Origin of the sequence: Salipiger marinus (assembly GCF_035481585.1) — a bacterium.
In the GTDB taxonomy this organism is placed as follows: domain Bacteria; phylum Pseudomonadota; class Alphaproteobacteria; order Rhodobacterales; family Rhodobacteraceae; genus Salipiger; species Salipiger marinus.
Genome location: NZ_JAYKSL010000004.1, coordinates 26,588 through 52,044 on the forward strand (window position 1 = coordinate 26,588; position 25,457 = coordinate 52,044).

25 protein-coding genes are annotated in these 25,457 nt (G+C 68.0%); 13 read left to right on the forward strand and 12 right to left on the reverse strand.

Features of this window, described 5'->3' with window-relative positions; genetic code table 11:
- Positions 1 to 255 precede the first annotated feature (255 nt).
- From gatC to VK682_RS06605, 7 genes are all read left to right on the forward strand, one after another.
- On the forward strand, positions 256 to 543 hold the full coding sequence (gene gatC, locus VK682_RS06575; protein ID WP_230795308.1) for an Asp-tRNA(Asn)/Glu-tRNA(Gln) amidotransferase subunit GatC: 288 nt from the start codon (positions 256 to 258) through the stop codon (positions 541 to 543).
- Positions 540 to 2,027, forward strand: coding sequence for an Asp-tRNA(Asn)/Glu-tRNA(Gln) amidotransferase subunit GatA (gene gatA, locus VK682_RS06580; protein WP_230795309.1), 1,488 nt, complete (start codon positions 540 to 542; stop codon positions 2,025 to 2,027). The genes gatC and gatA overlap by 4 nt, the downstream gene beginning before the upstream one ends.
- A gap of 35 nt (positions 2,028 to 2,062) precedes the next feature.
- Positions 2,063 to 2,773 carry a hypothetical protein gene (locus tag VK682_RS06585; RefSeq protein WP_230795310.1) on the forward strand — a complete coding sequence of 237 codons (711 nt, stop codon included), beginning with the start codon at positions 2,063 to 2,065 and terminating at the stop codon, positions 2,771 to 2,773.
- On the forward strand, positions 2,734 to 3,429 hold the full coding sequence (locus tag VK682_RS06590; RefSeq protein WP_230795426.1) for an N-acetylmuramoyl-L-alanine amidase: 696 nt from the start codon (positions 2,734 to 2,736) through the stop codon (positions 3,427 to 3,429). Before VK682_RS06585 ends, VK682_RS06590 begins: the two co-directional genes overlap by 40 nt.
- A gap of 144 nt (positions 3,430 to 3,573) precedes the next feature.
- Positions 3,574 to 4,266, forward strand: a complete 693-nt coding sequence (locus tag VK682_RS06595; RefSeq protein WP_230795311.1) for a metal-dependent hydrolase — start codon at positions 3,574 to 3,576, stop codon at positions 4,264 to 4,266.
- A 74-nt stretch (positions 4,267 to 4,340) separates the two neighbouring features.
- Positions 4,341 to 5,339, forward strand: a complete 999-nt coding sequence (locus VK682_RS06600; protein ID WP_324781589.1) for a GT-B fold glycosyltransferase domain-containing protein — start codon at positions 4,341 to 4,343, stop codon at positions 5,337 to 5,339.
- 84 nt (positions 5,340 to 5,423) lie between these two features.
- Entirely contained in the window at positions 5,424 to 6,704 is a 1,281-nt protein-coding gene (locus tag VK682_RS06605; RefSeq protein WP_230795314.1) for an O-acetylhomoserine aminocarboxypropyltransferase/cysteine synthase family protein, read from the forward strand.
- Positions 6,705 to 6,828: 124 nt separating this feature from the next.
- Here VK682_RS06605 and VK682_RS06610 read toward each other — a convergent pair whose 3' ends face one another.
- Positions 6,829 to 7,542, reverse strand: a complete 714-nt coding sequence (locus VK682_RS06610) for an SIMPL domain-containing protein (RefSeq protein WP_165616883.1) — start codon at positions 7,540 to 7,542, stop codon at positions 6,829 to 6,831.
- 166 nt (positions 7,543 to 7,708) lie between these two features.
- Here VK682_RS06610 and VK682_RS06615 point away from each other — a divergent pair, with 166 nt between their 5' ends.
- Positions 7,709 to 10,501: a hypothetical protein gene (locus tag VK682_RS06615; RefSeq protein WP_324781590.1), complete on the forward strand. Its 2,793-nt coding sequence runs from the start codon at positions 7,709 to 7,711 to the stop codon at positions 10,499 to 10,501.
- Positions 10,502 to 10,510: 9 nt separating this feature from the next.
- Here the strand turns inward: VK682_RS06615 and VK682_RS06620 are convergent, their stop codons facing one another.
- From VK682_RS06620 to dapA, 6 genes are all read right to left on the reverse strand, one after another.
- Entirely contained in the window at positions 10,511 to 11,977 is a 1,467-nt protein-coding gene (locus VK682_RS06620; protein ID WP_230795316.1) for a class I adenylate-forming enzyme family protein, read from the reverse strand.
- A gap of 6 nt (positions 11,978 to 11,983) precedes the next feature.
- Positions 11,984 to 12,394 (reverse strand): DUF3830 family protein, encoded by a 411-nt coding sequence (locus VK682_RS06625; protein WP_230795317.1) that lies wholly within the window; start codon positions 12,392 to 12,394, stop codon positions 11,984 to 11,986.
- 17 nt (positions 12,395 to 12,411) lie between these two features.
- Complete coding sequence (locus VK682_RS06630; RefSeq protein ID WP_230795318.1) at positions 12,412 to 13,698, reverse strand: TRAP transporter large permease; 1,287 nt, start codon at positions 13,696 to 13,698, stop codon at positions 12,412 to 12,414.
- Positions 13,698 to 14,213: a TRAP transporter small permease gene (locus tag VK682_RS06635; protein ID WP_324781592.1), complete on the reverse strand. Its 516-nt coding sequence runs from the start codon at positions 14,211 to 14,213 to the stop codon at positions 13,698 to 13,700. Before VK682_RS06635 ends, VK682_RS06630 begins: the two co-directional genes overlap by 1 nt.
- A gap of 73 nt (positions 14,214 to 14,286) precedes the next feature.
- Positions 14,287 to 15,261: a TRAP transporter substrate-binding protein gene (locus VK682_RS06640; RefSeq protein WP_089850087.1), complete on the reverse strand. Its 975-nt coding sequence runs from the start codon at positions 15,259 to 15,261 to the stop codon at positions 14,287 to 14,289.
- 62 nt (positions 15,262 to 15,323) lie between these two features.
- Positions 15,324 to 16,202, reverse strand: a complete 879-nt coding sequence (gene dapA / locus VK682_RS06645; RefSeq protein WP_324781593.1) for a 4-hydroxy-tetrahydrodipicolinate synthase — start codon at positions 16,200 to 16,202, stop codon at positions 15,324 to 15,326.
- A gap of 132 nt (positions 16,203 to 16,334) precedes the next feature.
- Between dapA and VK682_RS06650 the strand changes: the two genes are divergently transcribed.
- From VK682_RS06650 to VK682_RS06665, 4 genes are all read left to right on the forward strand, one after another.
- Positions 16,335 to 16,700, forward strand: coding sequence for a tautomerase family protein (locus VK682_RS06650; RefSeq protein WP_089850091.1), 366 nt, complete (start codon positions 16,335 to 16,337; stop codon positions 16,698 to 16,700).
- 66 nt (positions 16,701 to 16,766) lie between these two features.
- Positions 16,767 to 17,909, forward strand: a complete 1,143-nt coding sequence (locus tag VK682_RS06655) for an acyl-CoA dehydrogenase family protein (RefSeq protein ID WP_324781594.1) — start codon at positions 16,767 to 16,769, stop codon at positions 17,907 to 17,909.
- Positions 17,906 to 18,349 carry a MaoC family dehydratase gene (locus VK682_RS06660; protein ID WP_324781595.1) on the forward strand — a complete coding sequence of 148 codons (444 nt, stop codon included), beginning with the start codon at positions 17,906 to 17,908 and terminating at the stop codon, positions 18,347 to 18,349. Before VK682_RS06655 ends, VK682_RS06660 begins: the two co-directional genes overlap by 4 nt.
- A 3-nt stretch (positions 18,350 to 18,352) precedes the next feature.
- A complete protein-coding gene (locus tag VK682_RS06665; RefSeq protein ID WP_230795326.1) occupies positions 18,353 to 19,027 on the forward strand; it encodes a GntR family transcriptional regulator in 675 nt (224 codons plus the stop codon).
- A 149-nt stretch (positions 19,028 to 19,176) separates the two neighbouring features.
- Here VK682_RS06665 and hydA read toward each other — a convergent pair whose 3' ends face one another.
- From hydA to VK682_RS06685, 4 genes are all read right to left on the reverse strand, one after another.
- Complete coding sequence (gene hydA, locus VK682_RS06670) at positions 19,177 to 20,589, reverse strand: dihydropyrimidinase (RefSeq protein ID WP_230795327.1); 1,413 nt, start codon at positions 20,587 to 20,589, stop codon at positions 19,177 to 19,179.
- A gap of 76 nt (positions 20,590 to 20,665) precedes the next feature.
- Positions 20,666 to 21,631, reverse strand: coding sequence for a TRAP transporter substrate-binding protein (locus VK682_RS06675; protein ID WP_324781596.1), 966 nt, complete (start codon positions 21,629 to 21,631; stop codon positions 20,666 to 20,668).
- A gap of 26 nt (positions 21,632 to 21,657) precedes the next feature.
- Positions 21,658 to 22,935, reverse strand: a complete 1,278-nt coding sequence (locus VK682_RS06680; RefSeq protein ID WP_324781597.1) for a TRAP transporter large permease — start codon at positions 22,933 to 22,935, stop codon at positions 21,658 to 21,660.
- A complete protein-coding gene (locus VK682_RS06685; protein ID WP_230795330.1) occupies positions 22,932 to 23,444 on the reverse strand; it encodes a TRAP transporter small permease in 513 nt (170 codons plus the stop codon). The genes VK682_RS06680 and VK682_RS06685 overlap by 4 nt, the downstream gene beginning before the upstream one ends.
- A gap of 287 nt (positions 23,445 to 23,731) precedes the next feature.
- Here VK682_RS06685 and VK682_RS06690 point away from each other — a divergent pair, with 287 nt between their 5' ends.
- Positions 23,732 to 24,535: an HpcH/HpaI aldolase family protein gene (locus tag VK682_RS06690; protein WP_324781598.1), complete on the forward strand. Its 804-nt coding sequence runs from the start codon at positions 23,732 to 23,734 to the stop codon at positions 24,533 to 24,535.
- Here VK682_RS06690 and VK682_RS06695 read toward each other — a convergent pair.
- Positions 24,504 to 25,430: a LysR family transcriptional regulator gene (locus VK682_RS06695; RefSeq protein WP_230795332.1), complete on the reverse strand. Its 927-nt coding sequence runs from the start codon at positions 25,428 to 25,430 to the stop codon at positions 24,504 to 24,506. The genes VK682_RS06690 and VK682_RS06695 overlap by 32 nt on opposite strands.
- Positions 25,431 to 25,457: the final 27 nt, after the last annotated feature.

The following is a 25,457-nucleotide window of genomic DNA, read 5'->3' on the forward strand; positions in this document are numbered from 1 at the left end:
CCCGCGCCTAGCGCGCGCGCGCGACGTTGTCGAGCCGGGCACCGGTGCAGGCCCGCCCTTGCGGATCACGAAACGGTGGGGTCGCGGGCAGGCAGGGGGCTCTGCCCCCACCCGCGCTGCCGCGCGGGCTCCCCCGGGATATTTGGGCCAAGAAGAAGCGCGGATCGCAAAAGCGTGGGGGCGGCTTGCGAGGCAGGGCCGGGCGGAGTAAAGGCGTTCCGACTGCGACGGACACAGACTGACCGGGGGGATCCCATGTCGATCGACACCAAGACCGCCGCGCGGGTCGCCAAACTGGCGCGCATCCGTGTGGAAGACGAGGCGCTGCCGGCGCTGGCCCATGAATTCAGCGCCATTCTCGAGTTCATCGAGCAGCTGAACGAAGTGGATGTGGACGGCGTGGAGCCCATGGTCTCGGTCACGCCGATGCAGCTGAAGCGGCGCGCGGATGTGGTGACGGATGGCAACATCCAGACACAGGTCCTGTCGAACGCGCCCGATGCGCGCGAAGGGTTCTTTGCCGTGCCGAAGGTGATGGAATGAGCGAGCTTGCCAAACTGACCGTGGCCGCGGCGCGCGATGCGCTGCGCGCGGGAGATGTGACATCGGTAGACCTGACCGAGGCCTGCCTTGGCGCCATCGAGACGGCAGGGGCGCTCAACGCCTTTGTCCACAAGACCCCCGAGATCGCGCTGGAGCAGGCGCGCGCGGCGGATGCCCGGATTGCGGCGGGCGACGCGCCCGCGCTCTGCGGCATTCCCATGGGGATCAAGGATCTGTTCTGCACCAAGGGCGTGCCCAGTCAGGCTGCCTCGCGCATTCTGGAAGGTTTCACGCCGGAATACGAATCGACCGTCACCAGCCAGCTCTTCGAAGCGGGCGCCGTGATGCTGGGCAAGCTCAACATGGACGAGTTTGCCATGGGTTCCAGCAACGAGACCTCCTGTTACGGCAATGCCGTCAACCCGTGGCGGCGCGGCAATGACACGGCGGCGCTGACCCCCGGCGGCTCTTCCGGCGGGTCTGCCGCCGCGGTGGCCGCCGATCTGTGCCTTGCCGCCACCGGCACCGATACCGGCGGCTCGATCCGCCAGCCCGCCGCCTTTGCCGGCATCACCGGCATCAAGCCCACCTATGGCCGCTGCTCGCGCTGGGGCATCGTCGCCTTCGCCTCGAGCCTCGATCAGGCGGGCCCGATGACCAAGGACGTGCGCGATGCGGCCATCGTGCTGCAGGCGATGTGCGGCCATGATCCGAAGGACAGCACCTCCGCCGATCTGCCCGTGCCCGATTTCGAGGCGCTGCTGACCGGCGACATCCGGGGCAAGGTCATCGGCATTCCGCGCGAATACCGCATGGACGGCATGAATGACGAGATCGCGGCGCTCTGGGACACTGGCGCGCGCATGCTGGCCGAGGCCGGGGCCAGGATCACCGACATCTCACTGCCGCATACCAAATACGCCCTGCCCGCCTATTACGTCATCGCCCCCGCCGAGGCCTCTTCGAACCTCGCGCGGTATGACGGGGTGCGCTATGGCCATCGCGCCGCGCTGAGCCGGGGCGAGGGCATCAACGACATGTATGAAAAGACCCGCGCCGAAGGCTTTGGCGCAGAGGTGCAGCGCCGGGTCATGGTGGGCACCTATGTGCTGTCCGCCGGGTTCTACGACGCCTATTACAACCGCGCCCGCAAGGTCCGCACCCTGATCAAGCGCGACTTCGAAGAAGCCTTCGCCGCCGGGGTCGATGCGATCCTGACGCCTGCCACGCCCTCGGCCGCTTTTGGTCTGGGCGAGATGCAGGAGGCCGATCCGGTGCAGATGTATCTCAATGATGTGTTCACCGTGACGGTGAACCTTGCCGGCCTTCCGGGCGTTTCCGTTCCGGCGGGTCTGGACAGGCAGGGGCTGCCGCTGGGTCTGCAGCTGATCGGCAGACCGTGGGAAGAGGGCGACCTGCTCAACACGGCCTATGCGCTGGAACGCGCGGCGGGCTTCGCGCAGAAGCCTGCGCAATGGTGGTAATCACTCGGGAGAGTTCTGGGGTGCAACGCAAGATCATGACACGGACCTTCCTCTGCGGCGCGGCGCTCTGCGCGCTGGCCGCCTGCACGACCCCCATTCCGGACAGCGGCACCGGCGTGGGCTTCGACGATTATGCCAGCTACGAGGCGCGGCAGTCCCGCGACGCGGCGCTGGCAGGCGGCGGCGCTGCCACGCCCGTGACGACCACGCCCGAGCCGGGCCCCTCCACCCCCGGCATGATCGGCAACGCGCAGGAAGACGCCGCGATCCGCGCCGCGCTGGACGGCAATTCCGGCGTGGCGCCGGTGAATGCCTCGCCCTCCAACGCCGCCCCCGACGTGGCGGGCAACGGCTCCGGCATCTCGGCGGAGAACGATTTCTCCGCCGTGTCGGCGGAACGCAGCATTCAGGACGACGCCGCGATGATCGCGCAGAACCGCGCGCAGTATCAGATCATCCGCCCGACCGACCTGCCGCCGCGCCCCGATTCCTCGGCGCCGAACATCGTGGAATACGCCCTGCGCACCACCAATCCGGTGGGCACGGCGCTTTACCGCCGCGGGCCCTTCGCCAGCGCCGAAAAGGCCATCCGCGCCTGCGCCGCCTACAGCTCGCCGGACCGCGCGCAGGAGGATTTCCTTGCCAGCGGCGGGCCGGAGCGCGACCGCAAGTCGCTTGATCCCGATGGCGACGGCTTTGCCTGCGCCTGGGATCCGGCCCCCTTCCGCGCGGTGCGGGGCAGCTGACCCCGCTCTGGTGCCCATCGGACAATTTCGGGCCGCGCCGGTCTGGCGCGCGGCCCGATCTGGTGGTGCTGCATTACACCGTCATCCCCACGGCGCGCGCCACGCTTGACCATCTGCGCCACCCCGGATCCGGCGTCTCCGCCCATTACGTGCTCGACCGCGACGGCACCTGCTGGCAGCTCGTCACCGAAGAAATGCGCGCATGGCATGCGGGGCTTGGCGCATGGGGCACGGTGACCGAGGTCAATTCCCGCGCCATCGGCATCGAGCTGGTCAATACCGGCGCCGAGCCCTTCCCCGAACCGCAGATCTCGGCGCTGGAGACGCTGCTGGCGGGGATCCTGCGGCGCTGGTCCATCCCCCCCGCCCGGGTCATCGGCCATTCCGACATGGCCCCGACCCGCAAGCAGGATCCCGGCCCCCGGTTCGACTGGGCGCGGCTGGTGCGCCGCGGGCTTGCGGTCGCGGCCGCGCCCGCCGCCCCCGGGGATTTCCTCGGCGCCGCCGCGCGGTTCGGCTACCGCGTAGCCCCCGGCGAGGAACAGGCGCTGCTTGCGGCCTTCCGCGCCCGCTTCCGCCCCGGCGCCCGCGGCCCGCTTGACGATCACGACCGGGCCCTGATGGCCGGGCTCGCCGCCGCCTATCCCGCCGGCTGACGCTTCATCTTGCCCCTAAACTCCGGGGGTGAATTGGCGCTACGCGCCAAGAGGGGGCAGAGCCCCCTCCTGCCCTCCCCCCGCGCTTTACCTGCCACGAGGCCGTGCTACCCTCCGGCCCGAACCACATCAGGAGACTGCCTCATGAACATCCTCTGGCTTGGCCACGGATCCTTCCGCATCGACATCGAAGATCAGGTGCTGCTCATCGACCCTTGGGTGCATGGCAATCCGATGATGCCCGAAGACCGCATCGAGGAGGCGCTGCAGGGCGCCACGCAGATCCTCGTCACCCATGGCCATTCCGACCACACCGCCGATCTGGTGACGGTCTCGCAGAAAACCGGCGCGCCGGTCTCCGGCATGGTGGAACTGGCCGGGATGCTGCATGGTCAGGGCGCGGTCGAGGGCCATGCCTTCAACAAGGGCGGCACCGTCAGCTTCGGCAACGTCCGCGTCACCATGGTGCCCGCCTCGCATTCCTCCTCGCTGACCGTCGACGGCAAGCCGCATTATGCCGGGATGGAAACCGGCTTCATGATCGCGGGCGAGGGCCATGTGATCTATTTCTCTGGCGACACCACGCTGATGGCCGACATGGGCTGGATGGGCGCCTATCACAAGCCCGACATCGGCATCCTGTCCTGTGGCGGCTATTACACCATGGACATGGCCGCCGCAGCCTATGCCGCCAAGACATGGTTCGACTTCAAGACCGTGATCCCCGGCCATTACCGCACCTTCCCGGCGCTGGAACAGTCGGCGGCGGCGCTGGCCGAGGCGCTGCCCGGCGTGCGGGTGGTGGAGCCGCAGGTGCTGGACCCGATCACGATCTAGGCCAAAACGCCGCCTCCCCGGCTTGCCCGGGGGTGCGGCACTCCATGGGGGCAGGACAGGGACAGCGGGCGGGCATGACGGCAGGCAGCGGCGGACCGCTCAACATCCTCATCGTCGGACAGCGCGGGCGGCTGGCCTATGAGGCCGTGCTCTTTGCGCTGTCGCTGGCCGCCCGCACCCCGCGCGACGCGGTGCGGCTTTTTGTGGCCGAACCGCAGCCCGGCCCGCTCTGGTCGCAGGATCCGCGCATCGGCGATCCGGCCCTGCTCGACCTGCTGCAGGACTGCGGCGCGACCCTGCTGCCCTTCGCCTCCGCCCATTTTGGCGAGACCTATCCCTATGGCAACAAGATCGAGGCGCTGCTGGCCCTGCCCGAAGGCCAGCCCTTCGTGTTCTTCGACACCGACACGCTGATCACCGGCGATCTGACCACGGTGCCCTTCGATTTTGCCCGCCCCACCGCCTCGCTGCGCCGCGAAGGCACATGGCCCCGGATCGAGCTTTACGGTCCCGGCTATACGCAGATCTGGCGCGCGCTCTATGACCGGTTCGGGCTGGATTTTGCCGCCTCGCTGGATCTGGGCCAGCCCGACGAGCACTGGCGGCGCTATCTCTACTTCAACGCGGGCTTCTACTTTTACGACTGTCCAAGGGTGTTTGGCACCCGGTTTCTGCAATATGCCTTGTCCATTCGCGATGATCCCCCGCCAGAGCTGGTCTGCCAGAGCCTTGATCCGTGGCTCGATCAGGTGGCGCTGCCGCTGGTGATCCACAGCTTTGGCGGCGGGCGCGACACCCTGCCCGACGGGCTGCTGGACGGGCGGATCAGCTGCCATTACCGCACCCTGCCGCTGCTTTATGCCCGGGAAAGCGCGGCGGTGGTCGACCTGCTGGAAGAGATCACCGCCCCCAACCGCGTCAAGAAGGTGCTGAAGGGCTACGAGCCGCTGCGGCGCATGGTCTATCAGGGGCTCGGGCAGCGCGCCCGCGCGCTCTTTGACCGCAGCGACATGCCCCGGCGCGAACAGGCGATCCGCAACCGGCTGAAACGCGAAGGCCTCTGGCTGCGCTAGGGCGCGGGCGCGGACAGCGGGACGTTGCGGGCCGCGCGGGGATGGCTTACCGCTGGGTCATCTGATCGCGGGAGGAGGCCCAAGATGACCCAGAACCACGGATTCGACACGCTGCAGATCCATGCCGGTGCCCGGCCCGATCCGGCCACCGGCGCCCGGCAGGTGCCGATCTACCAGACCACCGCCTATGTGTTCCGCGACGCGGACCATGCGGCGGCGCTGTTCAACCTGCAGGAGGTCGGCTATATCTATTCGCGCCTGACCAACCCCACCGTGGCCGCGCTGCAGGAGCGGGTCGCGGCGCTGGAGGGCGGCGCGGGCGCGGTCTGCTGCTCTTCGGGGCATGCGGCGCAGATCATGGCGCTGTTCCCGCTGATGGGGCCGGGGCGCAACATCGTCGCCTCGACCCGGGCCTATGGCGGCACCATCACCCAGTTCAGCCAGACCATCCGCCGCTTCGGCTGGTCCTGCAGCTTTGTCGATTTTGACGATCTCGACGCGGTCGAGGCCGCGATCGACGAGAACACCCGCGCCATCTTCTGCGAAAGCATCGCCAATCCCGGCGGCTACATCACCGATCTGGATGCCATCGCCGCGATCGCGCAGCGCGCGGGCCTGCCGCTGATCGTCGACAACACCTCGGCGACGCCCTATCTCTGCCGCCCCATCGAGCATGGCGCGACGCTGGTGGTGCATTCGCTGACCAAATACATGACCGGCAACGGCACGGTGACCGGCGGCTGCGTGGTGGATTCGGGCAGCTTCGACTGGTCGGCGTCGGACAAGTTCCCGTCGCTTTCGGCGCCGGAACCCGCCTATCACGGGCTGAAATTCCACGAGACCTTTGGTGCGCTCGCCTTCACCTTCCATTCCATCGCGGTGGGGCTGCGTGATCTGGGCATGACCATGAACCCGCAGGGCGCGCATTACACGCTGATGGGGATCGAGACCCTGTCACTGCGGATGCGGCAGCATGTGGCCAATGCCAAGCGCGTGGCGGGCTGGCTGGAAACCCATCCGGCGGTGGCGAAGGTCACCTATGCCGGGCTGCCGTCGTCGCCCTATGCCGACCGGGTGGCGCGGATCTGCCCCAAGGGGGCGGGCGCGCTCTTCACCGTTACGCTGAAGGGCGGCTATGACGCCTGTCTGCGGTTTGTGGACGGGCTGAAAATCTTCAGCCATGTCGCCAATCTGGGCGATACGCGCAGTCTGGTGATCCATTCCGCCTCCACCACCCACCGGCAGCTGTCGGAGGCGCAGCAGATCGCGGCGGGCGCCGCCCCGGATGTGGTGCGCATCTCCATCGGGATCGAGGATGCCGAGGATCTGATCGCCGATCTGGATCAGGCGCTGAACCGGGCCTGAGCCCGGCGGTGGGGTGGCGGGGGCTCTGCCCCCGTCCGCTGACGCGGACTCCCCCGGGATATTTGGGGCCGCTGGAAACGCAGGACGCGGCGCCGGGGATCCGGCGCCGCGCTTTTTCGGGGGCTCACTCGCCCAGAGCAAATTCCATGGTGACGCTGCTCGACAGTTCCGCCTCGCCTGCGGCCACGGGCACGGAGGCCGCGCGCATTTCCATCATCGGCGCGGGCGGGGCGTAGCCGCCGCCGCCTTCGCTGATCGACAGCACCCGGCCCAGCGACACGCCTGCCGCCTCGGCCAGCACCTGCGCGCGGGCCATGGCATCGGCCACGGCGTCGCGGCGCGCCGCCTCGAGCACCGGATCGGGGTTCTGCAGCCCGAAGCTGAGGCCGGAAAGCTGGTTCGCGCCATCCTCCAGCACCGCCTGCAGCACGTCACCCAGTTTTTCCAGATCGCGCACGCGCACGGTCAGCGTGTTGCGCGCCTCGTAGCCGGTGATGCGGCGGTCTTCGGCGCTGTCATAGCCGCCCGCCCAGAGCGGCTGCAGGCTCAGATCCGAGGTCTGCCGGTCGCGCGGCTCGATCCCCAGCGTGTCGAGCCGGGCAAGGATGGCCTCCGCCGCCTGCGAGGCAGTGTCCATCGCCACCCCGGCCTCGGGGTTTTCGGCGGTGATGCCCAGCGAGATCGTGGCCATGTCGGGGGTGGCGGTGGCGCTGCCATCGCCGGTCACCGTCAGCCGGGGTGCGTCTGGCGGCGTCGGCTGCGCGGTGGCGGCGAGCGGCGCCAGCCCCACGAGACAGGCCGCGGTCAGAAGGGCGGCGGGACGCGGGATCATACGCATGGGGGAACCTCCGTCTTGCGTGTTCGGCGGGCACTGTCCCGCGATCCCGCCGCCGCCGCAAGGCCCCGCCGGGGCTTGATTCCTGCCCTCAGCGGAGAGTTGCTGCCCGCCCCCGACGCCCCTGTTGGGACTCCCATCGCGACGGGAGCAATGGTAGAACGGGCGCATGGGACCCGGTTTCGCGCTTTTCCTTTCCTTTGAGGGCATCACCCTGCTTCGCCGTCTTGGCGAAGGCTGGGTGCCACTGGCCGAACGGCCCTTTGATCCCGACCATCTGGATCAGGCGCTGGCAGAGCTGCGCGACGAGGCGCTGGCGCGGTCTTCCGAAGGCACCACGGTGGCGGTGTTCCTGCCCAACGAGCAGGTGCGCTACCTGTCGCTGGCCGATCCCGGGGGCGGCGTTGCCGAACGCGCCCGCGCGGTGCGCGCCGCCTATGACGGGGTCACGCCCTATGCGGTGCCGGATCTGGTGATCGACTGGGTGCCCGCCGAGGGGCGGCTGAAGGCGGCGGCGGTGGCCCGCGAGACGCTGGAAGAGGCCGAGACCTTTCTGACCGCCTGCGGATTCGTGCCGCAGGTGTTCCATGCCGTGGCCGCGGCGCAGGATTTTGTCGGCACGGTGCATTTTGGCGCGGCCCCCGGCTGGTCCGGGCCGGTGCCGCCGCGTCCGGGGCCGTTCCGCCTGCTGGACGAGGCGCCGCCCGCGCCGGAGGCGCCGCCCGCGCCGGTGGAGATCGCGGCGGAAAAGCCCAAGGTTGCGGAGGGGCTGCCGGTGACCGCGCCTGTGGCTGCATCCGTGCCCAAAAAGGGCGCGGATCCGGAGCCGGTGATTACTGAACTCAAACCCGTGGCCGACCCTGTCGCCGTGCCGGAGCCTGCGCCTGTTGTGCCGCCGCCTGCCAAGCCCGAGGGCGAAGCGCCGCCGTGGGAGCGCGACGTGCCGCCGCCTGCCGCCGCGCCCGCGTCCGACGCTCAGGTCCGGTTTTCCAGCATCCGGGCGGCGCGCGACGCCCCACCGCCGCCGCTGACCGCGCCCCGGCTGCCCTCGGGGCCGCCCCGGTTCACCCCGGCGGTTCCCGCCTCTGCTGCGCGCCCTGCCGCCGCAACGGGCAAGGCCGTGCCGGTCAATGCCCCGTCGGTGGCCGCCGGAAGCAAGCCCGTGGACAGGCCCGCCGCCCCGAAGGCGACCGTTCCCGCGCCCTCGGTTGCGCCCGCATCCCAGAAAGGCGCCACGACAGCCCCTGCCGTTGCCCCGGCGTCCAAGGCGGCAGCCCCGGCCCCGAAGGCGCCCGCGCCCAAGGCAGCACCTGCCCCCGCTGCGGGCACGAGCGGCAAGGCGCGCCCTGCCGCGGGACCGAAACCCGCCCCGGACCGGGCGACGCCGACGCCGGACAAGGTTCCGGCCAAGCCTGCCAAGGCGCCTGCGCCTGCCCCCGCCTCCGCCGCTCCGGCGCGGGTGCCGCCGGCGCTGTCGATGCGCCCCACCCCGCCCGCGCAGCGCCGCGATGCGCCCATTGCCGCCCGGCTTGCCGCGATGCGCCGCGAAGAGCCGGACACGCCCGCCCCCGCCACGCCGCCCGCCGCGCTGGATCCGGAGGAGGAGCGGCGGCGGATGACCGTCTTTGGCGCCCGGCGCGAGGAAACGGTCGGCGGCAAGCCCCGGCATCTGGGGCTGATGCTGACCGTGGTGCTGCTGGTGTTTCTGGCCGGGATGGCGGCATGGGCCTCCATCCGCTTCGACACCGGCCTCACGCAGCTGTTTGCACCCGGTCCCGACACCGTGGCGGAACCGGTGGTGGCGGCCCTGCCGGAGCCTGAGCCCGAGCCGGAGCCCGCCCAGCCGGTCGCGCCCCCCGAACCCGCAGAGGCCGAGCAGGCCGCACCCGCCGAGGTGCCTGCCCCGCCTGCCCCGCCCGCCACACCTTCGACCAGCCCCGAAGAGGCCGCAGCCACCTATGCCGCCACCGGCGTCTGGCAGCGTGCGCCCGACTCGCCGCTGGAGCCGCCGCAATCCACCACCGACGACATTCACTGGGCCTCGGTCGATCCGAAGGTGCAGCCCTTTGACAGCGTGGCCCTGCCCGATCTTGATGCCACGCAGGAGCGCGATCTGACCCTGCCCGCCGTGGCGCTGCCGCCCGGTCCGGGGGTGCGCTTCGATCTGGACGGGCGCGGGCTGGTGCGTGCCACGCCCGAGGGCGCGCTGTCCCCGGACGGCATCCTGATCTATCGCGGCCAGCCGCCGCAGCTGCCGCCGCTGCGCAGCCCCGCCGCCACGCCGGAGACGCCGCCCGAAGCGGCAGGCGATCCCGCCTCCGAGGCGGCGGCCCTGCCCGCCCTGCGCCCGGCGCTGCGTCCCGAGGATCTGGTGGCCCTGCCGCCGGAGGAGCAGGCCGCCCCCGATGCCCCCCCTGCCACCGACGCCTCGCTGGCTGCTCTGGGCGAAATCCGACCCGCCCTGCGCCCGCTGCCCCCGCCCGAGGAGACAGCCGCAGACACCGCGCCCGAGCTGCCCGCCGAAGATGCGGTGGCAGACCTCGAGGCGGTGACGCCGGACATCTCTGCCAGCGATCAGGCGGTGCAGCGCTCGCTGGCGCCGCTGCTGCGGCCCCGCACGCTGGAGGTGGCCCCGCCGCCGCAGCCGGAACCGGAACGGCGCGTGCAGACCGCCTCTGCCGCCAGCGTGCGGGCGGCACCCATGCCCAACATTCCGCAGAACACCAGCGTGGCGCAGCAGGCCACGATGCGCGGCCAGATCAACCTGCGGCAGCTGAACCTGATCGGCGTCTATGGCAAGCCGTCCAGCCGCAGCGCGCTGATCCGGCTGCCCTCGGGGCGCTACCAGAAGGTGCAGGTCGGGGATCAGGTGGATGGCGGGCGCGTCTCGGCGATTGGCGAGGACGAGCTGCGCTATGTCAAAGGCGGGCGCAACATCGTCCTGTCGATGCCGCAGGGCTGACCCACCCGCCTAGCCGAAGCTGGCGCGCAGGGCCTTGCGGCGGATCTTGCCAAAGCCGTCGCGGGGCAGCGCCTCACAGAGATGCAGGCGCTTGGGCTGTTCCGCCGGGGCAAGGCTGCGCGCGCAGAAGGCCAGCAGATCGGCCTCGTCCAGCGGTCGCCCGGCCTTGGGCACCAGACAGGCCACCACCATCTGCCCCCAGTCGCGGTGATCCACGCCGAAGGCCACGGCATCCGCCACGCCGGGATGGCGCAGCAGCGCCGCCTCGATGGTTTCGGGATGGACCTTGACGCCGCCGGTGTTGATCACGTCATCGCGCCGCCCGCCCAGATAGAGATAGCCCTCGTCATCCAGCCAGCCGACATCGCCGATGCTCTGGAAGCCGTCCGCATCCCGCTCTGGCTGCGGCGCGTCGGGGCCGATATAGGCGCTGCGCCCGTCCAGATCGGCGGGCCGCATGAAGATCTCGCCCAATTCGCCCGAGGGCAGCCGCGCGCCGTCGGGGTCGTAGATGCGGATTTCGGTCTCGAACCCCTGCCCCACCGATCCGGGATGATCCAGCCATTCGCGCCCGGTGATCGTGGTCTGGCCGGTGTTTTCGCCAGAGCCATACATCTCTGTCACCCGGTCGGGGCCCAGCACGTCGATCCATGCCTGTTTCAGCCAGCCCGCGCAGGGCGCGCCGGTGTGGTAAAGCGCATGCAGGCTGTCCAGCCGCGCGCCGCTGCCGGGCAGCGCGTCGATCATGCGCACCATCATCGTGGGCACCAGCATCACAAAGCCCACGCCATGGCTGTCGATGGCCTGCAGCGCGCGGGCCGCATCGAAGCGTTCCATCAGCACCAGCGTGTTGCCCTCGAAGAGCCCGTTCTGCGCCCATGTGAACGGCGCGTTATGCGACATGGCCCCGCAGACCAGCTGCACCTGATCGGCGCGGAAGCCCAGCCGGGGCGCCACCCGCCCCCAGCTGGCGCCGGGGATGCGGGTGAAGGGCCGCGCGTCGCACATCATCTTGGGCAGCCCGGTGGAGCCGCCCGACAGCACGATCTTGCCCGGGACCGAGACATGGTCAGGCAGCGGCGCGCGGGGCGGCAGCGCTTCGGCCTCGAAGCGGTCCAGCGGCAGGTCGGGGGCGCCCACCACCAGCCGCGCGCCGCTGCGCGCCCGCATCGCGGCCAGCGTGTCGGGCGGCATGGCCGGATCCAGCACCAGCGTTGTCGCCCCCAGCCGCCAGATGGCCAGCGCCAGCGCCAGATGCTGGGGGATGTTGCGCAGGGCCATGCCCACCACATCGCCCTGCCCCACGCCGCGCGCCTGCAACCCGTGCGCGAAGCGGTCCACCAGCGCATCCAGCGCGGCCCAGCTGAGCCGCTGCTCCGGCCCCGAGCCGGGCAGGAAGATCACCGCAGGCGCATCGCCACGGAGCGCGGCAAGCTGGCGCAGCCGCGCGCCAAAGCTGAGGGGGGCGGGTGTCATGCGGGATCAGACCTCTTCGAACCGGATGTCCTGCGCGCCGTCCCACAGCACCTTGGGCCCAAGCTCGGCCAGCTTGTCGAGGTTGGAGGTCAGCGTGATGAAATGATTGCCCGCAAGCTGCCCCATCTTGGAGGCGAAATGCACGCCGCCATAGGCCAGCAGGATCTCGGTTTCCGAAATGCCGCCCGGATAAAGGATGAACTGCCCCGGCGCGGGATAGCTGGTGTGGTTTTCGTAGCTCACGCCAAAATCGGTCTCGCCCAGCGGGATCCAGACGCCTTCGCCGCTCCAGCGGACATGCACGACCTTGCTGACATAGGGCAGTTGCGCGCGGAAGGCGGCGACGGTCTTGGGGGCGGCGGCCTCGAACCGGGCGTCAAATTCGATGCCGGCGATGGTGACTTTGAGTTTGGTCATGGGATGGTCCTTTGAGATCAGTCGATAAGGCCGAACAGCCGTGGCAGGAACAGCGACAGGCCGGGGATGAAGGTGACGGCGGCCAGCACGGAAAACAGCCCCGCCAGCGGCCAGCCCAGACGGCGCGCCACCTGCAGCACGGGTCGTCCCGCCACGCTGGAGGCGACGAACAGCGACACGCCATAGGGCGGCGTGACCGTGCCGATGGCGCAGTTGAGGATGACCAGCAGCGAGAAATGGATGGGATCCACCCCCATCTGCGCGGCGATCGGCGCCAGAACCGGCACGATGATCAGGATGGCCGCGATGGTTTCCAGAAACATGCCGACAAACAGGAACAGCAGGTTGGCGATCAGCAGAAAGATCAGAGTGCTGGTCGACACGCCCGCGATCCAGTCGCCGAGGATCCGCGGCACATCGGCATTGGCGATCAGCCACGAAAACACCGCCGCCGTGCCGATGATCAGCATGACCGCCGCCGACAGCGAGGCGGTGCGCAGGATCAGCCCCGGCAGCGTCGCCAGTTTCAGGTCGCGATAGACGAAGGCGCCGACCAGCAGCCCGTAAAAGCCCGACACCGCCGCCGCCTCGGTGGGGGTGAAGACGCCGCCAAGGATGCCGCCAAGGATCAGCACCGGCATGCCTGCGGCGGGCAGCGCCGCCCAGCCGGTGCGGCGCAGGCGGGCAAGGGTGAAGGGTTCGGTCTCGCGGTAGGCGGGGCCGCCCTTGCGGGCCTGAAAATAGGCGATGACCATCAGCATGGCGATGCAGAGCAGCCCCGGCACGATGCCCGACACGAACAGCGCCCCGATGGACACGTTGGACACCACGGCAAGGATCACCATGGTCAGGCTGGGCGGGATCACCTGCGCGATGGATCCGGCGCAGGCGATCAGGGCGGCGCCAAAATCCACGTCATAGCCGCGGCGGCGGAACTGCGGCTGCATGATCGCGGAAATCGCCGCCGTGTCGGCGGAGCCAGAGCCGGAGATGGCCGCCAGCCCCGCCGCCGCCACGCAGGCCACCTGATAGAGGCTGCCCACCACCCAGCCGATCAGCGCCGAGGCGAAATCGACGATCCGCCGCGAAATCCCGCCCGCATCCATGATGACGCCCGCAAAGACAAAAAACGGGATCGCCATCAGCGTAAAGGAGTTGAGCCCGGCAAAGACGCGCTGGCTGACGATGGCCACGGGCACATCGGTGGTGGTAACCAGCGCCAGCACCGCCGAGGCGCCCAGCACGAACACCACCGGCACCCCCAGCAGCAGCAGAAACACGAAGGCAAACGCGAGAAACAGCATCAGACCGCCTCCTCGGCATCATCGACCTGCGGCGGCGGAAAGGGATCGTCCCAGCGCTGCAGCACCGACAGCAGCAGTTCCAGCGCCATATAGGCGGCCCCCATCGGCAGGCAGAGGTAAATCCATTTCATCGGGATGCGCAGCGCGGGCGAGGTCTGGAATTCACCCATGCGAAGCAGCGGCTGGCTGCCCCATGCCAGCACCGCCAGAAAGGCGACGGTGACCAGCGCGATGGCCACCAGCGCCACGCGGGCCATGGGCAGCGGCAGCCTGGCGGGCAGCATGTCGATGGCCACATGCTGGCCCCGCGCCACCGCCACCCCCGCCCCCAGAAGCACCAGCCAGATCTGGCTGAAGGTGGCGATCTCTGCCGCCTGCGCGATGGAATAGTTGAAGACATAGCGCCCGGCCACCTGCACCAGAACGGCGGTCATCATGACCGAGAACAGCAGGATGACCACGCCCGAGACGACGCGGCGCAGGGCAAGACACAGGCGTTCCAGCAGGACAATCATGCGCGGCAGGCTTTCGTGAAGGGAAAGGGTCCGGCCACGACAGGCGTGGCCGGACAGTCGGGTCGAACGGGGATCACTCGACCGATTTCAGCATCCCGAAGATCTTCTTCTGCGTGTCGGTGATGACATACTGGTCATAGATGGGGGCCGCTGCGGCGCGGAACGGCGCGTCATCGGGGCGGGTGATGGTCACGCCCACGGCTTCCAGATCGGCAAAGCGCGCATTGTCGCTGTCCAGATAGGTCTTGCGCTGGAACTTGCCCGCGTCCATGCCCGCCTCGTCCAGCGCGGTCTTCACGTCCTCGGGCAGCGCGTCATAGGCCGCCTTGCCCATGATGACCGGCGCCACCAGTTCCAGCCAGCCGATCACCGCCCATTCCGGGGCCACCTCATAGAATTTCTGCGCGTAGAAGTTGGTGTTGGCAGCCTCTGCCCCGTCCACAACGCCGGTTTCCAGCGCGCCGTAAAGCTCGGTATAGGCCAGCGGCGTGGGGTTGGCGCCAAAGGCCTTGAACGTGTCCACATGCGCGGGGTTCTGCATGGTGCGGATTTTCAGCCCCGAGATGTCCTCGATGCTGGCGATGGGCTTTTTGGTCATGATGTGGCGGGTGCCTGCGGAAAACACCGCCAGCAGGTGAAAGCCCTGCGCCTCCAGCGCGGTCTGCATCTCGTCCAGCACCGCCGCATCGCTCAGCGCGCGGTCCATCTGTTCGGCATCCTTGAACAGGAAGGGCAGCGAAAACACCGTGAGGTCGGGCACGAAGTTGGCCAGTGTCTCGTTCGCGGTCACGGCGATGTCCACCGTGCCCATCTGGGTGCCCTGAATGCTTTCCATCTCGTCGCCCAGCTGGGCGTTGTCGAAGACAGAGATTGTGGCCTTGCCGCCGGATTTCTCTTCCAGCACCTCGGCCATGTGCCGCAGGCCCACGCCATAGGGTTCGTCGGCATTGGCGTTATGGCTGGCCTTCAGCGTCACCTCCTGCGCGAAAGCGGGGGTGACAAGCGCGGTTCCCATGGCAAGGCACAGGGCGAGATTGGTCAGTTTCATCGTTTCTTTTCCTTTATGGCTCTCTGTTGGGGCGGTGTGTTCGGCCCGGCGCGGGGCCGGGATCAGGCTTCCGCCAGCAGCCCGAGATCGGTGAGAATGGCGTGCAGTTCGGCGCGCTTTGCCGCTGGCAGCGGCAGGCGCGGCGGGCGCGGATCGCCCATCGGTTGGCCGACCATGCCCATGGCTGCCTTGGTGGCCGACACATACAGATCCCCCGCCAGCGCGTTGATCAGCGGCAGGCAGCGCAGATAGATCGCGCGGCCCTCGCCCGATCCGTCCACGGTGCGGGTGAACATGTCAGCCGACAGGCGCGGCGCGATGTTCGACATGACAGAGCTGTAGCCCTCGGCCCCGGCCAGATAGCTTTCCCACGGATAATAGCCCGCAAAGACCGTCATCCGGCCCTGACAGGCCTCCAGCAGTTCGGTGACCCGGTGGACGTTTTTCGAAGTGTCCTTGATGTAGGAAATGTTGTCGACCTGCGACAGCCGCCCGACCAGTGCCGCGCTCAGATCCACATTGGCGGTGAAGGGGTTGTTGTAAAGCATCACCGGAATCGACAGCGCCTCGGCCACCTTGGTGAAATGCGCGACCAGCTCCGCCTCGGTCGGGGAGGAGTAATAGGGCGGCACCAGCATCACGCCATCGGCGCCAAGGCTCTCCGCCTCGCGGCTGAGCGCCACCGCCTCGTCGGTCCATTCGGCGGCGGTGCCGATCAGCACCGGCACCCGCCCCGCCGTCTGGGTGATGACCGTCTCCGCCACGGCGGCGCGTTCGTCACGGGTCAGCGACAGGAATTCGCCGGTGCTGCCCAAGGGGATCAGCCCGTGCACGCCCTCGGCGATCTGCCAGTCCACATAGCGGCGCAGGCTGTCCAGATCGACGCGGCCTTCCGCATCAAAGGGGGTGACGCAGACGGTATAGCTGCCCCTGAAGCTCATATGCGGTCCTTTCCGGCCAAGATCATGTGCGATCCAAATTTCTTGCATTCAGCCAATATCTGATCGGATACTGAGTCAACTGGCAGGCCAACCCGCCCGCCCGACATCCCCCCGTGACCCAAGGAGAGCCCCATGCCCTTCATCGAAGTGATCGACCGCGACGCAGCCAAGGAAATACGGGAGGTTGCGACCCGCGACATGACCGATGGTCTCTGTCAGGCCTTCGGAATCAAGCCGGAAATCGTGACCTGCTATTATTTTTCGGCGCCGCACTATTCCTACGGACATGCCGGAAAATATGGCGAATGCGCTGAAAACTTCCGCATCTTCATAAAGGTCCATGCCTTCCCCCGCCCGCCCGAAGCCAAGGCAGAAGCGGCCCGCGCGCTGACCGATGCCGCAGTGGCCGCCTATGGCACCGATCCGAAGCAGGTGATCGTCTATTTCTTCGACCGTGACCCGGCGGATGCCTTCCATGGTGGCATGGCCTCGGGTTGACCCGCCTGCCGCTCCCGGCATAGCTGAAGATCAGATACGATCACGAACAACCGAACGGAGATCACATTGGATCAGTTCTACAGTGACGAGCAGCGCATGGTCCGCGAGACGGCCCGCAAGCTTAGCGACGCGGTGGTGGCCCCCGCCGCCGCCGCCATCGACCGTGACGACGTGTTCCCGCGCGCCGTCTATGACGCATTGGCGGAACAGGGGCTTTTTGGCGTGGCCCTGCCCGAGGCGGCAGGCGGTGTCGGGCTTGACGCCATGGCCGCCTGCATCGTGATGGAAGAGATCGCGCGCGGATCGGGTGCGGTGGGCAATGCCTTTGCCATCCCGGTGGAGGCGGCGCTGTTCCTGCATCACCACGGCTCGGCGGCGCATCACGCGCTGATTCCCGGCATCCTTGAAGGCCGGGTGATTCCCGCCACCGCCGTGACCGAGCCGGATTGCGGATCGGACGTGGCCGCGATGCGCACCACCGCGCGGCGCGACGGCGACGATTACATCCTGACCGGCACCAAGGCATGGGTCACCTTCGGCCAGATCGCGGATGTGATCATGGTTTTTGCCAAGACCGATCCCGAGGCCGGGCATCGCGGCATTTCCTGCATTCTGGTGGAGACCGACCGTGCGGGCGTGGTGCGCGGCAAATCCGAGGATCTGCTGGGGATGCACGGGCTGGCAGAGTGTATGGTCAGCTTCGACGAAGTGCGGGTGCCCGTCACCAACCGCATCGGGCCGGAACATGGCGCCTTCAAGATGGCGATGGAGAATTTCAATTTCTCGCGCCTGATGATGTCGGCCATGGCGCTGGGGATGGCGCAGGCCGCGATGGAGGATGCGCTGGCCTATGCGCAGGACCGCCGCCAGTTCGGCAAGCCGATCTTCGAGCATCAGGCGGTGCAGTTCATGATCGCCGACATGGCCAAGGACATCGCCGCCGCGCGCCTGCTGATCCATCACGCCGCGCGGCTTTACGATGCGGGCCATCCCATCGCGCTGGAGGCGGCGCAGGCCAAGCTCTTCACCACCGACATGGCGCAGATCCATATCTCGAACGCGCTGCAGATCCATGGCGGCAACGGCTATTCGCGGGAATACCGGGTGGAGCGGCTGTTCCGCGACGTGCGGCTGAGCCAGATTTACGAAGGCACCAACCAGATCCAGCGCATGATCATCGCGCGTCAGGTGCAAAGGGCTTACGCATGAGCCTGTATTATGAGGACGTGACGACGGGTTCCCGCCATGTCACGCCGGAACACGAGATCACGGCGGCGGACATCGCCGCCTTCTGCCGCCTGACCCGCGATTTCCATCCGCTGCATACCGATGACGCCTATGCCCGCGCGCAGGGTTTTCCGGGGATCATCGCGCATGGGCTTTACGGGCTGGCCCTGATGGAGGGGCTGAAGACCGAACTGCGGCTTTACGAGGAAAGCTCCATCGCCTCGCTCGGCTGGAACGAGGTGCGGTTTGTCCGGCCCATCCTTGCGGGCGATGTGGTGCGGGTGGAGATGGAGTTCACCGCCAAGCGGCAGAGCGGCTCTCGCCCGGCGGGGATCATCACCGAAGCGGTGCGCCTGCTGCGCGGCGAGGGGGATCTGCTGATCTCGGCCGAGCACATCTCCTTGATCCGGCTGGCGCCCTGACCCATGCTGCGCCCCATGACCGAAGATGCCGATGCCACGCTCAATTCCGTCGATCAGGCCACCCGCCTGATCCGCGAGGATATTCTGTCGGGCCGCATCGGCCCCGGCGCCCGTCTGAAGACCGCTGAACTGGCCAAGCGGCTGGGGTTTTCCACCATGCCCCTGCGCGAGGCGCTGCGGAAGCTGGAGGGCGAAGGGCTGGTGGAGATCGAGCCCAATCGCGGCGCCACCGTGCGGCAGCTGGACCGGGCCTATATTACCGACCTTTTCGAGCTGAACACCGAACTGCGCATCTTCGCGGTGCGGCGCGGCATGAACGCGCTGACGCTGGAGCGGATCCGCGAGCTGGAACGGCTGGCGGCGGAGTATCGCGCCCATCTGGCCGCGGGCGAGGACGAGGCCGCCATCGAGACCAACCGCCGCTTCAACGCCCGGCTGGTGGAGTTTGGCGGCAACCGCGAGGCGCTGCGGGTGTTCCTGCGCGGCTGGGACACCATCTTTGCCTTCCGCCGCAGCTATGGCTACGGCACCGGGCGGCGGCGGGTCATGGCCGAGGAAATGCAGCTGCTGATCGACGCGCTGCGCCGTCAGGACGCCACCGCCGCCGAAGCCATCCTGCGCATGCAGAACGCCGCGATGATGGAAGATCTGGTGGCGCGCATCGTGCCCGAAGGCTGAGCGGCGGGCGGATGGGAGGGAGGGGGCTCTGCCCCCTCCTCCGCAGGTAGAAAGAAGGGGGCTCTGCCCCCTCTTGGCGCTTTGCGCCAATTCACCCCCGGGATATTTGGGCCAAGAAGAAGCCCGGAGCGGAGCGCGCCTGACGGGGATCAGGCCGCCGGGAAGGCCTGGCTGGTGGCGCGGTCAAGGTAGCGGCCCGTGCCGGGGCTGCCGGTGATGGTGCCGTCAAGGCAGATCGTCTGGCCGCGCAGCAGGGTGCGGACAGGCCAGCCCTTCACCGCACGCCCCTCGTAGGGCGTGTAGTCGCAGTCGTGATGCAGGATCTGCTGCGACAGCGTCACCTCGCGCGACGGATCCCAGAGCGTGATGTCGGCATCGGCCCCCACGGCGATGGTGCCCTTGCGCGGATAAAGGCCAAACAGCTTCGCCGGGTTGGTGGCGGTCAGGGCCACGAAGCGTTCAAGGCTGATCCGGCCCTTCGACACGCCTTCGGAGAACAGCAGCGGCAGGCGGGTTTCGATGCCCGGGATGCCGTTCGGCACCCAGCGGAACGAGGTGCGGGCGCCGGGCACGTCCTTGCCCTCCGGGTCGTCGAAGCGGAACGGGCAGTGATCCGAGGAGAAGATGTCGAAGGTGCCGTCGCGCAGCCCCTCCCAGATCGCGCTCTGACTGTCGGTATCGCGCGGCGGCGGCGAGCAGACGTATTTTGCGCCCTCGAAATCCATGTTGAGGCCTTTGAGATCCTCGGCGGTGAGCGCGATGTATTGCGGGCAGGTTTCGGCCCAGACATTCATGCCGCGCCGTTTCGCCCACTGGATCTGTTCCATCGGCTCGCGCCCCGAGACATGCACGATGCAGATCGGCACGTCGGTCAGTTCGGCATGGCTGATGGCGCGGTGGGTCGCTTCGCGTTCGGTGCTCTGCGGGCGGCTGGCGGCGTGGTAATAGGGCGCGGTTTTGCCCGCCTCTTCCAGCCTGCGGGCCATGTAGCGGATGGCGTCGTAGCCTTCGGCATGGACCATGACCAGCGCCTTTTCCCGCCGCGCCACGTCGAAGACATCCAGAAGCTGCGCGTCGTTCAGCACCATGTCGTCATAGGTCATGAAGACCTTGAACGATGTATAGCCCGCCTTGACCAGCGCGGGCAGTTCCTGCCCCAGCACCTGCGGCGTGGGGTCGGTGATGATGAGGTGGAACGAGGTGTCGACATGGCATTTGCCCTCGGCCTCGGCGTGATAGGCGCTGACCGCCTCGCGCAGCGACTGGCCCTTCTGCTGCAGCGCAAAAGGCATGACGGTGGTGGTGCCGCCTGCCGCCGCAGACCGCGTGCCGCTTTCGAACCCGTCCGCCATGACCACGCCGCCGCCCTGATGCTGGGCCAGATGCACATGGGCATCGATGCCGCCGGGCAGCGCGAGGAGGCCGGTGGCGTCGATTTCCTCGCGGGCCGGGCCCACGTCTTCGGCGATGGTCACGATGCGGCCGTCGCGGATGCCGATCTGGGCGCGGATGCGGTCGGCGGCGGTGACGATGTCTGCGTTGCGCAGGGCGGTGTCGAGCATGGGAGAATGTCCTTGGAGCGGAAACGGCAGGACGCGGCGGATCCGGGGATCCGCCGCGGGCCTTGATGGGGTCGGATCAGTTGGCGGTGAGGGCGGTGAACAGCGCCTTCTGGCCATCGGTGGTCAGGGCCTGCTCGTAAAGCGGCTGCGAGGCGGCGATGAAGGGCGCGGTGTCGGGTTCGGTCACCGTCACGCCATGCGCCTTGAAGCTTTCGACCAGCGGCGCCTCCTGATCCACCACATATTGCCGCTGCCATTGCGCGGCCTCGGCGCCCGCCTCCATCAGCGCGGTCCGGATGTCTTCGGGCAGCGCGTCAAAGGCGGCCTTCTGCATCGTGACCGGCGCGGTCATGTTGAGCCAGCCCACCAGCGCGAAGGCGGGGGCCACTTCGTAGAATTTCATGCCGTCATAGCCGGTGGAGGCGCCTTCGGCCCCGTCCACCACGCCCGACTGCAGCGCGCCGTAAAGTTCGGAATAGGACATCGGCGTGGGATTGGCGCCATAGGCGCGGAACGCCTCCACATGCACGGGGTTCTGCATGGTGCGGATCTTCATGCCCGCCAGATCCTCGATGCTGTTGATCGGCTCGGCGGTCATCAGGTGGCGGATCCCCGAGGAGAAGACCGCGACCAGCTGGAAGCCCGCGCCATTGGCCGAAGTTTCCATCATCTGCCAGTTGGCATCGACTTTTTCCCCCAGCGCCGGGATCGACGGGAAGAGGAAGGGCAGATCGAAGACCTTGTAATCCTCGACATAGTTGGACAGCATCGCGTTCGAGGTCATGCCCATGTCGAGCGAGCCCAGCATGACGCTTTCCACCGTCTGCTGTTCGTCGCCCAGCTGGCCGCCCGCATAGATTTCCAGCGTGGCGGCGCCGTCGGTCTTGGCTTCCAGCAGCTCTTTCATCTTCTGCAGGCCCATGTCCTGCACTTCGCCTGCGGCGTTGGTATGGGCCACCTTCAGCGTGACATCGGCGGCAAGCACCGGGCTGGCGGCAAGGGCCGTCAGCGCGGCAAGGGTGGTCAGCACTCTGTTGGACATCAGGTTTCTCTTTCTTCTGGGAGAGGTTACAGCAGCACCGACGGCAGCCAGAGCGACACCGCCGGAATGAAGGTCACCAGCATCAGCGCCCCCAGCATGCACAGCAGCGGCAGCCAGACGCGGCGCGACACCTGTTCGATCCGCCGTCCCGCCACGGTGGAGGCGACGTAAAGGCAGATGCCATAGGGTGGCGTGATCAGCCCGATGGACAGGTTCAGCGCGGTGATGATGCCGAACTGCACCGGGTTGATGCCGAAGGCCTGCGCCATGGGCAGCAGGATCGGCAGCAGGATCAGCACGGCAGAGATGCTTTCCATGAACATACCCACCACCAGCAGCAGCAGGTTCACGATCAGCAGGAACACCACCGGACTGTCGGTGATCCCGGTCAGCCAGTCGCGCAGCAGCGCCGGAAAGCCCTGCGTGGCGATGATCCATGTAAAGACCGAAGCCGTGGCCACGATGATCAGCACCGTCGCCGACAGGCTGATGGCGCGCAGCAGGATGCGCGGCAGATCGCGCGGCTTCAGCTCGCGGTAGATCACCATGGTGACAAAAAGCGTGGTGAAAAGCGCGACACAGGCGGCCTCGGTCGCGGTGAAGACGCCGCCGACGATGCCGCCAAGGATGACGGCGGGCACCAGCAGGCCGGGCAGCGCATCGATGAAGCCGTCGCGCAGCCGCCGCAGGGTGAAGGGATCGCGGTCACGATAGGCCTCGCCGCCGCGCCGGGCATAAAGCCAGCAGCCCAGCATCAGCCCCGCCATGACCAGCAGGCCGGGGATGATGCCGCCCAGAAACATCGCGCCGATGGACTGGTTGGCGGTGATGGCGATGACGATCATCACGATGGAGGGCGGGATGATCGAGGCGAGCGAACCCGAGGCGGCGATCACCGCTGCGGCAAGGTCGATGTCATAGCGGCGCCTGCGCATCTCTGGCGTCATCACCGCGCTGATCGCGGCGGTGTCGGCGGAGCCCGAGCCGGAGATGGCGGCAAGCCCGGTGCCGGTGACGATGGCCACCAGATACAGGCTGCCGGTGATCCAGCCCACCAGCGCGCTGGCCAGATTGACGAACCGCCGCGCGATGCCGCCTGCCTCCATCAGCAGGCCGGAGGCGACGAAGAAGGGAATGGCCATCAGGGTGAAGGAGCTGATGCCGCCATAGACCCGCTGCGCCACGATGGACACGGGCGTGGTGGTGGTCATCTCGATCGCCAGAAGCGCCGCGATGCCAAGCGCCAGCACGATGGGAATGCCCGAGACCAGAAGCAGAAGAAAGCCGCCCGCTGCCCAGATCATGCCACAGCCTCCTCGGCCTGCGGCTGCGGGGCCTCGGGCTGCAGGATGCGCGGCAAGCTGGTCACGGCAAATTCCAGCAGGAAATAGCCAAAGCCCACCGGCAGCGCCATGTAAGGCACGGCCATGGGGATCTGCAGCGCCGGGGATTTGACGATGAAGCCGATTGCCAGCATCGACAGCGATCCCACCACCACAACGCCCAGAAACCAGACGCCCAGCAGGAAGGCCACGGTGTTGCACAGCCGCTGCACCGGCAGCGGGGCCTGCCGGATCAGCAGATCGACCCCGACATGCTGGTTGAGCCGCATGGCGATGCCCGCGCCCAGAAGCGTCAGCCAGACCTGCGCGAAGGTGGCGGTCTCTTCGCTCCATGCGATGGAATAGTTGAAGACATAGCGCCCGATAATCTGCGCCATGATCGCGCAGCCCATATAGGTCAGCAGCAGCAGCGCCACGCCATCCACCAGCCGCCTGACGATCCAGAGCAGCCGTGCCAACGCTCTGATCATGATATGATGTTCCGCGCGCTCTGACCCTGTTACGGCAGAGTCGCTGGACGTCCGGGCCTTCATGGACGCACCTCCTTGTTGTGGGCCGAAGGGTGGGATCAGATCGATCTTTCCCGCAGTCCGGCCTGTTTTGATCAGGTTATCGGCAAAGGCGCATCGCGTAAGGCGAGGGTCTATAAATTTGCGGACGGGAAGTATTTAATGCTCAGGTTTCGCGAATAATCTCGAGATTTCCGCGCTAGGCTGGTCCTGAGCCCGATTTCGGGCGCCCTAAAAACAGGCATATCATGGACGCTAGGTCAACTTCTGATCACTTCACAAACCCTCCGCCGGCGGCCTTCGGGCTGGCGCTGTGCCTGCTGGGCCGGGCCGAGGCGGTTCTGCTGGCGCGCGGCGCCGGATTCGACTTTGTCGTGATCGACATGGAGCATGGCCCGCTCGGGCTTGATGCCTTGGGACAGGCGGCGGCGGTGGGACAGGCCGCCGGTCTGCCGGTCTGGGGGCGCGTCACCGGGCCTGCCTCGCCCGATCTGGCGCGGGTGCTGGACTGCGGCGCCACCGGGGTCATCGTGCCGCATGTCGACAGCGCGTCCGACGCCGCGCGGATCGCGCTGGCCTGCCGGTTTGCGCCCAAGGGCCAGCGCGCCCTGCCCGGCCCGCTGCCCGCGCTCGACTTCCGCGTGGTGCCCGCCGCCGACCTGTGCGCCAGCGCCGAACGCGACGTGCAGGTGATCGCCATGATCGAAAGCGCCGCCGCGCTGGCGGAGGTGGAAGCGATCGCCGCCACGCCGGGCATCGACCTGCTGATGATCGGCAGCAACGATCTGGCCGACGGGCTGGGCCTGCGCGGACAGCTTGACCATCCGCAGGTTCTGGCCGCCTTCACCCGCATCGCGCGGGCGGCGCGGGATCACGGCTGCGGCTTTGGGGTGATGGGCCTGCCCGCCGCGCTGCTGCCCAGCCATGCGCTGGCGCTGGGTGCGCGGGTGGTCGTGGCCACCAATGACACCAATCTGATCGTCGAAGGCGGTGCAGCGCTGCTGGACCGGCTGCGCGCGCTCAGCCCTGCGGACGCTGGCTTGCGGCCCTGACCTCGGCGATGCGGGTCACCACCCTGTCGCGGAAGGCCTTGATGAATCTCTGGGTCTGCCGCGACGGGGTCTTGGTGCGCGGCAGCGCCGCAGACAGGTCGAAGCGCAGATCGGGGCCATAGGGGCGCACCACCAGACCGGGGCGCATGGCGGTAAAGGCCGACAGCTCGTCGACCAGCGCCACGCCCCAGCCCTCGCGCACGATGCGCGCGGCGGCATTCATGAACCGCGTTTCGATGCTGGGGCGGTAATCCAGCCCGTTGGCGCGGAAACTGTCGGCGAACATCAGCCCGATGCGGTTGGCGACCTGCGGCCCGACCATGGGACGTTCGGCCAGATCCTTGGGCGTCACCACTTCCAGCCGCGCCAGCGGATCGGCTTCGTCGCACAGGCAGACGGCGCGCAGATCATGCACCAGTTCGTAATGCAGCGCCTGCCGTTCATAGGCGGCGATGACAAAGGCCACATCCGCCACGCCGTTTTCCACCACCTGCAGCACGCTGTCGAGCGGGCGGGTTTCCAGCGAGATCTGGATGCGCGGATAATCCCGCGCGTAATCGGCGATGACCCGGGGCAGCACCGCCTCCGAGATCTCGGCGGTGGAGGCGACGCGGATCCGCCCGATCCGTCCGGCCCGCAGATCCGCCGCCCGCTGGTTCACCGCGTCGCGCAGCAGGAACAGCGGCTCGGATTCCTCCAGCAGGATCAGCGCCTCTTCGGTGGGGGCCAGCCGGTTGCTGACCCGTTCGAACAGCGGAAAGCCCAAGACCGTTTCGATATGGCGGATGGTGTTGGAGATGGAGGGCTGCGACATGCCCAGCCGTTCCGCAGCCCCCACCGTGGTGCGATACTGCACCACGGCCCGCAGGATCTCGAGCTGCCTCAGGTTCAGCATGTCCGCGATGATCGATGCTCCCATCCG